Below are 12,211 nucleotides of genomic sequence, written 5' to 3' on the forward strand. Positions count from 1 at the left end.
GCTTGCCCGCCGCCCGCCTAGCGGGCGGCAAAGGAGACCTCGATGGGATTGCTGCTGGACATCCTGAGCACCGCGGCCATGCTGTTCATCGTGACGGCCGGGCTGATGATCATCTTCGGCGTCATGAAGATCGTCAATTTCGCGCACGGCGCCATCATCACGCTGGGCAGCTACGCCAGCCTGGTCGTGACGCAACTGGGCCTGAACCCGTGGCTCGCACTGCCCCTGGCGCTGGCCGTCGGCGCGGCGGTGGGCGTGGGCGTGGAACGGCTGATCGTGCGGCCGCTGTACAAGCGGCCGCTGGACGCCATCCTGGCCACCTGGGGCCTGGGCATCGTGATCGGGCAACTGATCACCATGGCCTTCGGCCGCGAAGTGCAGTTCGCCGACGCGCCGGTCAAGGGCGCCGTGGCGTTCCTGGGAACCGACTACTCCGCCTATCGGCTGCTGCTCATCCCCGCGGCGCTGCTGGTGTACGGCGCCACGCTGCTGCTGCTCAACGGCACGCGCTTCGGCGTCAGGACGCGGGCGGTGATCATGAACGAGAACCTCGCGCGCGGCCTGGGCATCAACGCCGAGCGCATCCGCTTCGCCACCTTCGGCCTGGGCGCCGGCCTGGGCGCGCTGGCCGGCGCGCTGATCACGCCGCTGTCCAGCGTGGATCCGAACATGGGGCTGACCTGGCTGATCAGCGCCTTCATGCTCGTCATGGTGTCGGGGCATTCCATCACCGCGCTGCTGCTGACCTGCCTGGTCTACGGCGCGTGCCAGGTGCTGGTGAGCGTGCTGGTCAGCCCCATCCTGGGAGGCGTCACGATCGCCGTGCTGGCGGCGCTGACGCTGCGCCTGCGTCCGCAAGGATTCGCCCATGACTGATACCTTGCTCACCCAACCCGCGCCGCAAGCCGCCGCGGCGGCGCGCCGGGCCTCCCGCTCCCGCGACCTGCTGTGGCTGGCGGGCCTGTGCCTGGTCCTGACGGCCGCCGGCCCCTGGCTGTTCGACACCTACCTGCTCAACGTGCTGATCAAGGCGCTGTTCTTCGCGGTGGCCGCCGTCACGGTGGACATATTGTGGGGCTACACCGGCTACCTCACCTTCGGGCAGTCGGCGTTCTTCGGCGTGGGCGCCTACGCGGCGGGCCTGGCGTTCACGCACTACGGCTTCTCGCCGGCCACGGCGGGGCTGGCCGCGCTGGCGGCGGTCGCGGTGGCGGCGGCGCTGGCCCTGGTCACCGGCTGGCTGTCGTTCTATCGCGGCGCTTCGCCGTTCTTCGCCACGGTGATTTCGCTGGTGCTGCCCATCGTGCTCACCCAGCTCGTGCTGTCGGGCGGCACCTGGACGGGCTCGTCCTCGGGGCTCACGGGCTACGAGACCTTCGACCTCTCGCTGGAAGCCTGGTACGTGATCGCGGCGGGCGGGCTGTCCGTCGTGGCGCTGCTGGGATGGGTCGCGGCGCGCAGCGACGGCGGCCGCATCCTGGTGGCGCTGCGCGACAACGAAGCGCGCTGCAGCTACCTGGGCCTGAACACCGCGCGCTGGCGCATCCTGCTGCTTGCGATCTGCGGAGTCGTCGCCAGCCTGGCCGGCTTCGGCTACGGGGCCTTCAGCGGCGTCGTCGCCCCGGAGCTGACGGGATTCGTGTTCGGCACGGAGCTCATCATCTGGGTGGCGCTGGGCGGGCGCGGCACGATCTGGGGTCCGGTGCTCGGCGCCATCCTCATCAATGTGGCCGGCTCGTATCTCAGCGGCAACATGCCCTTCGTGTGGCAGCTGCTGCTGGGCATCACCTTCATCGTGGTGATCCTGCTGCTGCCGCGCGGCCTGCTGCCCCTGCTGCTGGCGCCCTGGCGGCGGCGCGAGGCCGCGGCGCCCGTGCCCGCGCTGACGGCCAGGGAAGGGCGGTCCGGCACGGCCGACGCCGGGGAGATGGCGCTGGAGCTGGAAGGCGTGGCCAAGCGCTTCGGCAGCCTGAAGGTGCTGGAAGGCATAGACCTGCGGGCCCGCGGCGGCGAACTGGTGGGCCTGATCGGGCCGAACGGCGCGGGCAAGACCACGCTGATGCGCTGCATCGCCGACGGCGCCGAGCGCTCGGAAGGGCGGGTCGAGCTGTGCGGCCACGCCGTGCGCCGCGACGACCCGGCGCGCTGCGTGCGCTACGGGCTGGGGCGCAAGTTCCAGAACGCCAACGTGTTCGACACCATGACGGTGGCGGAAAGCCTGCGCATCGCCACCACCCTGCGGGAGTGGCCCTCGTGGCGGCGCCGTGCGCCGTCCCTGGCGCTGCCGTCCTATGCGCTGGAGGTATTGCGCATGACCGGGCTGGACCAGCGGCTCGACAGCGTCGCCCGCGACCTGTCCCACGGCCAGCAGCAGGCCCTGGAACTGGCCATGGTGCTGGCGCTGGAGCCGCGCGTCATCCTGCTGGACGAACCCACTGCCGGCCTGAGCAAGGCCGAGCGCACCCAGATCGGCGTCGTGCTCTCGTCGCTCGCCCGCCGCCACGGCCTGTGCTGCCTGCTGGTGGAGCACGACCTGGATTTCGTGGCCGAGGTCGCGACGCGCATCGTCGTGCTGCACCAGGGGCGCATCGTCATGGACGGCAGCTTCCGCGAAGTGGCGGAATCCGAACTGGTGCGGACCATCTACGCGGGCGGCGCGCCGTCGGCGCAAGGAGCGGAACAATGAAAAGCGTCGCGCCGGCCTTGCGCCTGGAAGGCGTGTCCAGCGGCTACAAGGCCTCCATGGTGCTCAACGACGTGTCGCTGTCGCTTCCGCGGGGCGCCTGCGCGGCGCTGCTGGGCAAGAACGGCATGGGCAAGAGCACGTTGCTCAAGACCGTGATGGGTTACCTGCCCAAGCTGCGCGGCCGCGTCCGGGTGGGCGAGGTGGACGCCACGCACCTGCGGCCGCACGAAGTGGCGCGCTGCGGCGTGGCCTACGCGGCCCAGGAACAGCCGCTGTTCCCCGATCTCAGCATCCGCGACAATCTGCGCCTGGGCCTGGCCCGCGACAGCCTGTTCGACGAGCGCTTCGAAGAGATCGCCGAACTGTTCCCCGTGTTCGCGTCCCGCCTGCGCCAGCATGCGGGCACCCTCTCGGGCGGCGAGCAGAAAATGCTGCTGGTGGCGCGCGGCCTCATGCAGCGGCCCGCCTTGCTCATGCTCGACGAGATCACCGAAGGGTTGCAGCCCTCGGTGATCGAGCGGCTGGCCGGCGCCCTCAACTGGGAGCGCGAGCGGCGCGGCACCAGCATGTTCATCGTGGAGCAGAACGTGGCCTTCGCCCTGAGGGTGGCCGACAGATACCTGGTGCTCAAGCAGGGCGCCATCGTCGATGAAGGAGATGCTGGCGCGCCGGGGGCGGCGGGCCATATCATTGACCACTTGAAGGTATGAGCGCACCCTCCAGGACCCCATCCATGGCTTCATCCGTCTCCCCGCCCAGCCACGCCGGCGCTTCCGCCCCGGGGTGGCGCATCGGCGTGCTGTATTCGCGCAGCGGCGTCAGCGGCACCACCGAATCCCAGCATTTCTTCGGCACGGTGCTGGCCGTGGAAGAAATCAACGCGCTGGGCGGGGTGCTGGGCCGCCCGCTGGAGCCCATCGCCTACGACCCCCGCAGCGACTGCGAGGAATACCGCCGCCTGGCCGCGCGCCTGCTGCTGGACGACGAGGTCAACGTGATCTTCGGCGGCTGCACCTCGCATTGCCGCAAGGCCATGCTGCCGGTGGTGGAGCGCAGCAATTCGCTGCTCTGGTACGCCTCGGTCTACGAGGGCTTCGAATACTCGCCCAACGTCATCTACACCGGCGCCGCGCCCAACCAGGGCAGCATGCAGCTGGCCGCCTACCTCATCCAGCACTGCGGCTCGCGCATCTTCCTGGTGGGCGCCGACTACATCTACCCGCGCGAAACCAACCGCATCATGCGCGAAACCGTGGAGGAGCACGGCGGCGAAATCCTCGACGAAACCTATCTGCCGCTGGACTGCGATGAGAGCGACATCCTGGAAGTGGTGAAGGACATCGCCCGCATCCGGCCCGACGTGGTGTTCTCCACGCTGATCGGCTCGGACGCCCAGCGCTTCTACCAGCGCTACCACGAAGCCGGCCTGGCCGCGGCCAGCATCCCCATCGCCAGCCTCACCATGACCGAAGCCGAGGTAGCCGAAGTCGGGCCGGCGCTGTGCGCCGGGCACATCACCGCCGCCACCTATTTCAACACCGTGGCCACGCCCGGCAACGCGCACTTCCTGGCGCGCTGGCGCGAACGCTTCGGCGACCGTCCCGCCAACGTGTACGCCGAAACCTCCTACAGCCAGGTGCACCTGTTCGCGCGGGCCTTGCAGCGCGTGGGCGCGCTGGACACCCGCAAGCTGGTGCAGGCGGTGCACCAGGTGGGCTTCGACGCGCCGGACGGCCGCCTGTCCATCCTCGCCGAAAACAACCATTGCGTGCTGACGCCGCGCATTGGCGTGTGCAGGCCGGACGGCAGCTTCGACATCGTCTGGGAAAGCGGCGTGCCGGTAAAGCCGGACCCCTACCTGACGGCGTTCGGCCTGGACGAGTTCTGGTTGAAATGAGCATGGACCATAGCCTACGCCGCCTCTACGAGGACCTGCGCAGCGTGGCGGTCGCCGTGGTGTACCCGCCCGGCGAAGACCGCGACCTGCTGGTCGAGCAGCTCAAGCGCATCGGCTGCCGCATCCATCTGCATTGGCCGTTCCCCGAATGCCCGCCGGCCGGCGCCGACGTGGTGTTCTTCCAGGTTTCCCAATGCGGCCGCAACAGCGCCGCCTGGACCGCCAGCGAGGTCGAGGCCACCTTGATCGCGCTCTCCGAATACGAAACCCCCACCACCCTCAAGCAGCTCCTCAAAACCAATGCCCACGGCGTGCTCACGCGCCCGTTCCGCTCCGCCGGCATCCTCAGCACCCTGGTGCTGGCGCGCTCCGCCCGGATGTTCCAGCTGCGCCAGCAGAACAAGATCGACAAGCTGGAAAGCACCATCAAGTCCCGGCGCGTCATCGAAAAGGCCATCCGCGTCCTCATGGACCACCAGCGCCTGGACGAACGCGAAGCCTACGAGCACATGCGCGGGCGCGCCACCCGCCTGCGAGTCAGCGTGGCCGAGGTCGCCGCCATGATCGTCGACGCCAGCGAAGCCATGGAAAAACTGGGCCTGGGCGGCGGCCGCCCCGGGTCGTCCGGCGGCGCTTGAACCCGCGGCCGCTTTCCAGTCCAATGAGGGTCTGTGCGGACGGACCGTGCCGGTGCTTCCGCGTCCTCTCACACATGGATGGAGCGTAGTGCCATGACAACGGTGCGATTGCTGTCGGACGAGGAAATCCGCCGGAATCCGCGGGCCTGGGCGGTGTTCGAGGACATCCGCGCCACGCGCAAGGCGGATTTCGTCAACAACTTCTGGCGCGCCCTGGCCAATGACCCGCCCCAGCTGGAGCGGGTCTGGGGGCAGCTCAAGCAGGTCATGATGGCCGAAGGAGAGCTTTCGCCCCTGGTGCGCGAGCTGATCTACATCGCCGTGTCCACGGCCAACGGATGCACCTATTGCATCCATTCCCACACCGCCGCCGCCCGTGCCAAAGGCATGACCGACGGCCAGCATGCCGAACTGCTCTCCGTCATCGGCATGGCGGCGCAGACCAACGCGCTGGTGACCGCCATGCAGGTGCCGGTCGATGAGGCCTTCATCGTGAAATAGGAGGCGGCCATGTCGCTGATCCCACTGTTTCCGTTGTCCAACGCGCTGTTTCCCGCCGGAGTGCTGCACTTGCGCATCTTCGAAGTGCGCTATCTGGACATGATCCGACGATGTATCGCGGACGGCAGCGAATTCGGCGTGGTGGGCCTGCTGTCTGGCAGCGAGGTCCGCACGCCCGAAGGCGTCGAAACCCTGGCCCCCGTCGGCACGATGGCCCGCATCGACGCCTGGGACGCGCCCATGCCCGCGCTGCTGGAGCTGCGCTGCGTCGGAACGAGCCGTTTCCGGCTGCTTTCCAGCGAGGTGGCAAAATACGGCCTTTGGATGGGCCAGGCCGAGCCCATCCCCGACGATCCGCCCATGCCCGTGCCCGAAGCCATGCAGCCCAGCGCCGACGCCCTGGGACGCCTGATCGCCCAGTGGCAGCAAGATGGCGTGCCCGCCGAAAGAATGCCCCTGGGCCCGCCGTTCCGGCTGGACGACTGCGGCTGGGTCGCCGACCGCTGGTGCGAACTGCTGCCGCTGCCGCCCGACGACAAGGCCACCTTGCTCGCCATGACCGATCCGGTGGCGAGGCTGGCGGCGGTCCAGGACGTGCTGCGGGGGCAGGGGCTGGCGTAGGCGTAAAACCGTATTTGGACACCATGGAAATCAGGATAGACGAAGGCCTGCGTGCCTATATTGACCCCTTGACCGACGACGAGCGGGACGCGCTGGAGCGCAGCCTGCTGGCCGAAGGCTGCCGCGACGCCCTGGTGCTGTGGGGCGACCTGCTGGTCGACGGCCACAACCGCCACGCGCTCTGCATGAAGCACGGCATCCCCTTCGAAACCCGCCAGAACACCTCCTTCAAATCGATGGAGGACGTGCACCTCTGGATGATCGAAAACCACCTGGGCCGGCGCAGCGTGTCTGACTTCCAGCGTGGGGTGCTGGCGCTGCGCAAAAAGGAGATCCTGCAAGCGCGAACCGCCTCGGCGCCGGCGCCAGATGATCCGCCTTGGGACGAAGACTCCGGCGAACCGCCGCCGGTCGCCGCCGCGCCCGTGCCGCAGGCGCTGAGCCGCCAGGCCCTGGCCCGGGCTGCGCGTATCAGCAGCAATACGCTGGGCCAGATCGAGAAGATACAGAAGGCTGCGGCGCCGGAGCTGGTGCGGGCCGTGAAGGATGGCGCCATCTCCATCAACGCCGCGGCGGCGGTGGCGACGTTGCCGCCTGAACGTCAGGCCGCGGCCGTGGCTGGCGGCAGGAAGGAACTACAGCAGGCGGCTCGTGAAGTCCGCCAGGCCAAGGCGCCTCCGCCACGCGAGGCGGTGCCGGATATTCCCATCGAGAATATTGCGGATCTGCCGGCGGAGGTGGCGCGGTTGCGCGACCTGCTGACGCGGCTGACGGATGAGCGGGATCAGTTGAAGAAGAAGGTGATGCATTTGACGGTGGCGCTGGCGGAGGCGAGGAGTGAGGCGGGGGGAGGGGATGACTGAGTGCCTCGGAGAAAGGAACCTCGCACAGGCCCTGGTCGAATCGTCTGCCGGTGTCCACTTTCGGCTGTGCAGACGTTCTGAATCCCGCTACGGCGCCTTTACCATTTCCGCATGTTGCGCTCCAACCAAATAGTGGCAGCCAAACGACTAAGTCATACGGATTTTCCGGTTCGTGCCCGACGTTTGCGCAGCCAGATCAGCAGGCCGGTCACGCTCAGCGTCGCAACAAAAACTCCCATGAGCGATATCAGCACGCGCCCCGGCGTGCCCAGCAGCCGGCCGGAGTGCAGCGGCAACTGCGCCTGCATGAATACGTCGCCCCAGGTGCCTTGACCCGGCACCCTTTCGCCGATGATCGTACCCGTATCGCCGTCCAGGTAGAGTACGTTGTTCCCCATGCCGTTCTCATCACGGTCTTCTTCCGGCGTGTAGAACGTCACGCCATAAATACCGAAGCGCTGCGCATAGAAAAGAGACCCGGCGGGAGCAGTCCAGCCTCGGCGGCGGCCCTCGGCCTCGGCTGCCGCGATAGCCTGCTCTCGACGTAGCAGCGGGTCGGCCAGCTCCCGCTCGCGGCTGCCCTGGCGCGACTGAAATGGCGAGGGCGTGAGCGTCGAGAAGACCGACACCAGCGGCTGCATCACTTGCGTTCCCAGGTTCAGCGACACCGAGGTCACAGCCAGCATCAGCAACAGACCCCATACCCACACGCCACCCGAGCGATGTGCGTCGAAAGTGAGTTTGGCGCCGCCCTGGCGCAGCCGGAAGCTCAGCGATTTACGCCAGCTGCGCACATTGGGAAATGAGATACAGAGCGCCAGGAAACCGTCGACAATCCAGACCGCCGACACCACACCCATCAGCCACACCCCGAATTCGATTCCCCAGCCTTTGGGAATGTGCATGGTGTAGTGCAGCTTGTAGAGAAAGGGTAGCAAGTGCTCGCGCGACAGCGATATTTGGCCCCATTGCCGCTGCCCCTGGATCTGGCCGGTGGCGGGATCCACGGCCAGTTGATTAAAGCCGAGGACGTACGGCGTGCCGGTGGCGGGATCGATGCGCGCGGCAACACCCAGCATCGCCGTATGGCCCTGCTCCAGCGTTAGCGGCACAAAGCTGACCCGCAGGCGCGGATCAGCCGCCTCGACCCGGCGCGCCAACTCCAAAGGAGCAAGCGCACTGGCTGCAGCGCCGGAGGCGGCCACGTACAGCTTGGGATTGGCCCACTCATCGAGTTCGTGATTCCACGCGATCACGGCGCCGGTCAAGCCGGCGACGAACAGGAAACCCGCGATGAACAGGCCGCACCAGCGGTGCAGCACCACCATCGCGCCACGCATGCCGCCGCGCATCAGAACTGGTAGCGTGCCGACAGCGTCACGCTGCGCGGCTCGCCATAGACGTTGCTCGGAAAGCTCACATTGCCGGACAGCGCGTTGTAGTACTTCTTGTCGAAGATATTGTTGACGTTGAGCTGCACGTCCAGTTTCGGCGTCGCCTGCCAGCCCACCACCAAGTCGGCCAAGGTGTAGGCGTTCTGGGTGATGCGGAATGGCACGCCGCTCGTGGTGCCCTCGTTGTAAATGGAGCCCTGGCGGTAGACCGAGCCGCCGATGCGCCAGCCCTGCAGGGCGCCAGACAGCCGGTACATCGTCGATAGTTTGAACAGGTGTCGCGGCGTGTCAGTGTCGAACAGCTCGCCCACATTGTCGGGATTCGCATCCTTACGATAGCGCGCGATCGCCACCGTGTAGCCCAGGCTCACCTGCCAGTTGGGGGTGATGGCGCCCTGCAACTCAAACTCCACGCCCTGGCTGCGTACCTCGCCTGCGGCCGAATAGCAGGTGACAGTCGGGTAGCCGGCGCATTGGGTCTGATCGGTGCTGCGGAAGGCACGGTTTTTCTGATCCATGCGGAACAATGCCGCCGACGCATTCAGCGCGCCATCGAAGTATTCGCCTTTGATACCGACTTCATAGTTTTTCCCGATCACCGGATCCAACAGGTTGTTGCTGGCATCCATGTAATTTTGAGGCTTGAAAATGTCCGTGTAGCTGACGTAGACCGAATGCTGGTCGTTCAAGTCGTAGACGATGCCGGCGTACTTTGTCAGTTGGTTATTGATGCGGTAGCGGTTATGCGCACTGACGGATGGCGTATTGGCGGTAAAGCTCGGATACGTGTTGACGGTGTCGTTGTAGTCGAACCAGTCCAACCGTCCGCCCAATATCAGTTTCAGCCGATCGGCCAGGTTCAGGCGGGTCGTGGCGTATAAGCTCTGCTGGGTGATGTCGGCGTCCATCCAGTCCCGCAGCGGGATGTTGGGATTGGCGACGGCGCTCGGGTCGAAGTCGTAGAGATCGAGGTTGTCGTAGAGAACCACGCCTTGGCGGCTGTTGCCGTCGAAATCGACGTTACGGTAGCTGGCGCCCAGTACCAGTTCATGCGTGCGGCCCAGCAATTCAAAGGGACCGTTGGCATACAGGTCCACGCTGCTCTGCTTTTCCTTATGGGCGTTGCGCGCGCCTAATTGGCGGTATTTGTCGGTGGCGACGTTGTAATTTAGGTAATGGCCCAGCATGTCGACCTCGGCCTGCGCGTAATAGGCCGAGAGATGCGTCCGCCAGCCATTGCCGAATCGGTGGTCGAGCCCCACGAATGCCGAGGTGGTGTTCTTGTTCCAATGTTCCCAATCATTGGCATAGGATGTGGATCGAGGCAGATCCAGATCACTGCCGTCGCGGGCCACGGGCAAGCCGGTAAAGCCATTGCCATGCAGCCGGCTCTCTTGATGCAGCGCGCTGAGCGTGAGGGTTGTGGAGGCAGCCAGATCCTTTTCCAGGATCCCGTAAAAAGTCTGGCCACTGCTGTTTTCGCCGCGCTTGTAGCTTCCGTAATCCTGAGTGGCGATCACGGCGCGGCCGCGCAGGCTGCCGTCCTTGGATAGCGGCCCGGAGGCGTCCAACTCGGCTCTATAGTGGTCCCAACTGCCGGCGCTCACGTCGGCGGACACCTGCGGCACATCGGTCGGCCGCTTGCGCACCAGGTTGATGGCGGCCGACGGATTCCCTGCGCCCTGCACCAGCCCGGTGGCGCCACGCACGATCTCCACGCGGTCATAGATGGCCATATCGGTGGACAACAGGTCCTGCGACAGATTGGAGCTGTCCAGGCTCACGGGCAGGCCGTCGAACATGATGTTGTCCACATACATGCCGCGCGCATAAAAGGAAGCGCGCTCTGGCCCGAAGCGCCGGTAGGTCAGACCGGGGGCAGCCTGCACCACGTCGTTGATCGTCTGCAGGTTCTGATCCTTGATGAGCTCGCTGGTAATGACGGTGATCGACTGCGGCGTCTCGCGCATGGACAGGTTGAGCCGGGTGGCCGTGCTCATGCTGCTGGTGGTGTACGAATCGGTGCCCTCGGTGGTGCCGTCGGCCACCGTTGCGCCGGTTACCGTGACCATGGGCAGCGTGGCGGTGTCGGACGCGGCGGGCGCGAGCGTTTCGTCGACTCGCAGCACGAACGCGCCATTGTCCAGTTGCACGGCCCGCAAGCCGCTACCCGCGAGCAAAAGGCTCAGCGCGCCCGCGGTGGGATGGCGGCCGTTCACGCCGGCCGTGCGTTTGCCTTCGGTTTGCTCGGCGGTAAAGGTCAACATGATGTTGGCCGTGCTGGCCAACTGACGCAAAGCCGGTGCCAGTGGCCCGGCGGCAATCCTGAAGTCGACCACGGCGGCCCCTGCTGCAGCAGGCGCGGCGCCTTGCGCCAGCACGGCGGCCGGCGCGCCGGCCGCGAGGGCGACGGTCAGCGTCAGGGCGGCAAGCGCGGTAGACGATGGATAGGGGCGCTCCGAATCGTGGGCGCGGTGCAGGTTCGGCATGTTCTTCCTCTGGATTGGACCTCCGAAATTTCCGGTCCCTCTCAGATAGGTGCCCCGAACACGCCAATCGGGCAGTCAATTCGAGAAATTTTTTCGCCAGGCCTCAATCGGCCGGTACGATCGTCGCCCAGAAACGGGTGCGCCATTGCACGCGTACCGGCAGCACGCTGGGCAGCGTGGCCAGGATCCGGTCCGTGTCCGCCAGTGGAAAGACACCCGAAAGGCGCAGACTCGCGATTTGCGGATCGACGCGCAGCACGCCCGTCCGATAGCGATCCAGTTCGGCCGCGAACTCGGCCAGCCGCTGCTCGTCGGCCACCAGTTGCCCCCGCGCCCATGCGTCGGTCTGTTCATTGATCGAGCGCGGCTCCTCGACGGCATCGCGGCTGAACCGGGTCTGCTGGCCGGCGTGCAGCACGCTCGCACTGCCGGCCCCGGCCCAGGGAGCGACTTCCACTGCGCTTTCCAGAACCGCCACACTGGTTCGTCCAGCGTGCTGCCTTACGATGAACCGTGTACCCAGCGAACGGATGCTGCCTTCCGCGGTCACCACCGATAGTGGCCGCGGATCGGCCAGCCCCGGCCCGTGGCGAGTCGCAATCATGATCTCGCCCGCCACCAGCAGGATACGGCGCAGGTTCGCATCAAAGCGCACATTTGCCGCGCTATCCGTGTTCAGCGTCAGCCGCGTACCGTCCTCTAGCGTGAAGTCGCGTTGCTCGCCAGTGTTGCTGCGGTAGTCGGCCGTGCGGGCCTGCCAGGTGTCAGTGCGCGAAGCGAGCAGCCCGGCGCTGGTGGCTATCCCTCCCCACAGGAGCATTCGGGTGACCCGTCGGCGGGCGGTGGAGGGCGGCTGGTCGGCGTTGACGTAGGACGACAAGGCCGCGTAAGCCGGCGCACGCTCCAGCGATTTCATCCGGCCAGTGACAGATTCGACGTGCTGCCAGGCGGCCTCATGATCGGCGTGTGCCTGGCGCCATAGGCGCCATTGGCGTTGCTGTTCATCGCCAGCCTCTCCGGACATCAGCAGCGTAAGCCAGTCCGCCGCAGCATCCGCGGTGGCCCGGCTGATGATCCGGCCGCTAGGCAGGGTCAGCGTGTCTCTGTGAGAAGCCATGTGAG

11 protein-coding genes are annotated in these 12,211 nt (G+C 66.6%); 8 read left to right on the plus strand and 3 right to left on the minus strand.

All coding sequences use genetic code 11. The features are described from left to right. The first annotated feature begins 42 nt into the window (after window positions 1-42). From ADE01S_RS23670 to ADE01S_RS23705, 8 genes are all read left to right on the plus strand, one after another. A complete protein-coding gene (locus ADE01S_RS23670) occupies window positions 43-876 on the plus strand; it encodes a branched-chain amino acid ABC transporter permease (RefSeq protein ID WP_062684189.1) in 834 nt (277 codons plus the stop codon). Continuing rightward, window positions 869-2,686, plus strand: a complete 1,818-nt coding sequence (locus ADE01S_RS23675; RefSeq protein WP_062684190.1) for an ABC transporter permease subunit — start codon at window positions 869-871, stop codon at window positions 2,684-2,686. The genes ADE01S_RS23670 and ADE01S_RS23675 overlap by 8 nt, the downstream gene beginning before the upstream one ends. Then, on the plus strand, window positions 2,683-3,396 hold the full coding sequence (locus tag ADE01S_RS23680; RefSeq protein ID WP_062684191.1) for an ABC transporter ATP-binding protein: 714 nt from the start codon (window positions 2,683-2,685) through the stop codon (window positions 3,394-3,396). The genes ADE01S_RS23675 and ADE01S_RS23680 overlap by 4 nt, the downstream gene beginning before the upstream one ends. Window positions 3,397-3,419: 23 nt before the next feature. Next, window positions 3,420-4,583: a transporter substrate-binding domain-containing protein gene (locus tag ADE01S_RS23685; protein WP_062684192.1), complete on the plus strand. Its 1,164-nt coding sequence runs from the start codon at window positions 3,420-3,422 to the stop codon at window positions 4,581-4,583. Window positions 4,584-4,585: 2 nt separating this feature from the next. After that, window positions 4,586-5,221 (plus strand): ANTAR domain-containing response regulator, encoded by a 636-nt coding sequence (locus ADE01S_RS23690; RefSeq protein WP_062684193.1) that lies wholly within the window; start codon window positions 4,586-4,588, stop codon window positions 5,219-5,221. A gap of 93 nt (window positions 5,222-5,314) precedes the next feature. Further along, a complete protein-coding gene (locus tag ADE01S_RS23695; RefSeq protein WP_062684194.1) occupies window positions 5,315-5,722 on the plus strand; it encodes a carboxymuconolactone decarboxylase family protein in 408 nt (135 codons plus the stop codon). Window positions 5,723-5,731: 9 nt separating this feature from the next. After that, entirely contained in the window at window positions 5,732-6,343 is a 612-nt protein-coding gene (locus ADE01S_RS23700) for an LON peptidase substrate-binding domain-containing protein (protein ID WP_062684195.1), read from the plus strand. Between the two features lie 23 nt (window positions 6,344-6,366). After that, entirely contained in the window at window positions 6,367-7,206 is an 840-nt protein-coding gene (locus ADE01S_RS23705; RefSeq protein ID WP_062684231.1) for a ParB N-terminal domain-containing protein, read from the plus strand. 152 nt (window positions 7,207-7,358) lie between these two features. Here ADE01S_RS23705 and ADE01S_RS23710 read toward each other — a convergent pair whose 3' ends face one another. From ADE01S_RS23710 to ADE01S_RS23720, 3 genes are all read right to left on the minus strand, one after another. Then, window positions 7,359-8,558: a PepSY-associated TM helix domain-containing protein gene (locus ADE01S_RS23710; RefSeq protein ID WP_207554424.1), complete on the minus strand. Its 1,200-nt coding sequence runs from the start codon at window positions 8,556-8,558 to the stop codon at window positions 7,359-7,361. Next, on the minus strand, window positions 8,558-11,089 hold the full coding sequence (locus ADE01S_RS23715; RefSeq protein WP_062684196.1) for a TonB-dependent siderophore receptor: 2,532 nt from the start codon (window positions 11,087-11,089) through the stop codon (window positions 8,558-8,560). Before ADE01S_RS23715 ends, ADE01S_RS23710 begins: the two co-directional genes overlap by 1 nt. Before the next feature lie 103 nt (window positions 11,090-11,192). Beyond that, window positions 11,193-12,206, minus strand: a complete 1,014-nt coding sequence (locus ADE01S_RS23720) for a FecR domain-containing protein (RefSeq protein WP_062684197.1) — start codon at window positions 12,204-12,206, stop codon at window positions 11,193-11,195. Between the last annotated feature and the right edge of the window lie 5 nt (window positions 12,207-12,211).

This window comes from Achromobacter denitrificans NBRC 15125 (assembly GCF_001571365.1).
In the GTDB taxonomy this organism is placed as follows: domain Bacteria; phylum Pseudomonadota; class Gammaproteobacteria; order Burkholderiales; family Burkholderiaceae_B; genus Achromobacter; species Achromobacter denitrificans.

Coding starts and splice junctions, on each gene's coding strand:
- ADE01S_RS23720 (WP_062684197.1), bottom strand. CDS start 12,206: ATGGCTTCTCACAGAGACACGCTGACCCTGCCTAGCGGCCGGATCATC.
- ADE01S_RS23710 (WP_207554424.1), bottom strand. CDS start 8,558: ATGCGCGGCGGCATGCGTGGCGCGATGGTGGTGCTGCACCGCTGGTGC.
- ADE01S_RS23695 (WP_062684194.1), top strand. CDS start 5,315: ATGACAACGGTGCGATTGCTGTCGGACGAGGAAATCCGCCGGAATCCG.
- ADE01S_RS23715 (WP_062684196.1), bottom strand. CDS start 11,089: ATGCCGAACCTGCACCGCGCCCACGATTCGGAGCGCCCCTATCCATCG.
- ADE01S_RS23690 (WP_062684193.1), top strand. CDS start 4,586: ATGGACCATAGCCTACGCCGCCTCTACGAGGACCTGCGCAGCGTGGCG.
- ADE01S_RS23705 (WP_062684231.1), top strand. CDS start 6,367: ATGGAAATCAGGATAGACGAAGGCCTGCGTGCCTATATTGACCCCTTG.
- ADE01S_RS23685 (WP_062684192.1), top strand. CDS start 3,420: ATGGCTTCATCCGTCTCCCCGCCCAGCCACGCCGGCGCTTCCGCCCCG.
- ADE01S_RS23680 (WP_062684191.1), top strand. CDS start 2,683: ATGAAAAGCGTCGCGCCGGCCTTGCGCCTGGAAGGCGTGTCCAGCGGC.
- ADE01S_RS23700 (WP_062684195.1), top strand. CDS start 5,732: ATGTCGCTGATCCCACTGTTTCCGTTGTCCAACGCGCTGTTTCCCGCC.
- ADE01S_RS23670 (WP_062684189.1), top strand. CDS start 43: ATGGGATTGCTGCTGGACATCCTGAGCACCGCGGCCATGCTGTTCATC.
- ADE01S_RS23675 (WP_062684190.1), top strand. CDS start 869: ATGACTGATACCTTGCTCACCCAACCCGCGCCGCAAGCCGCCGCGGCG.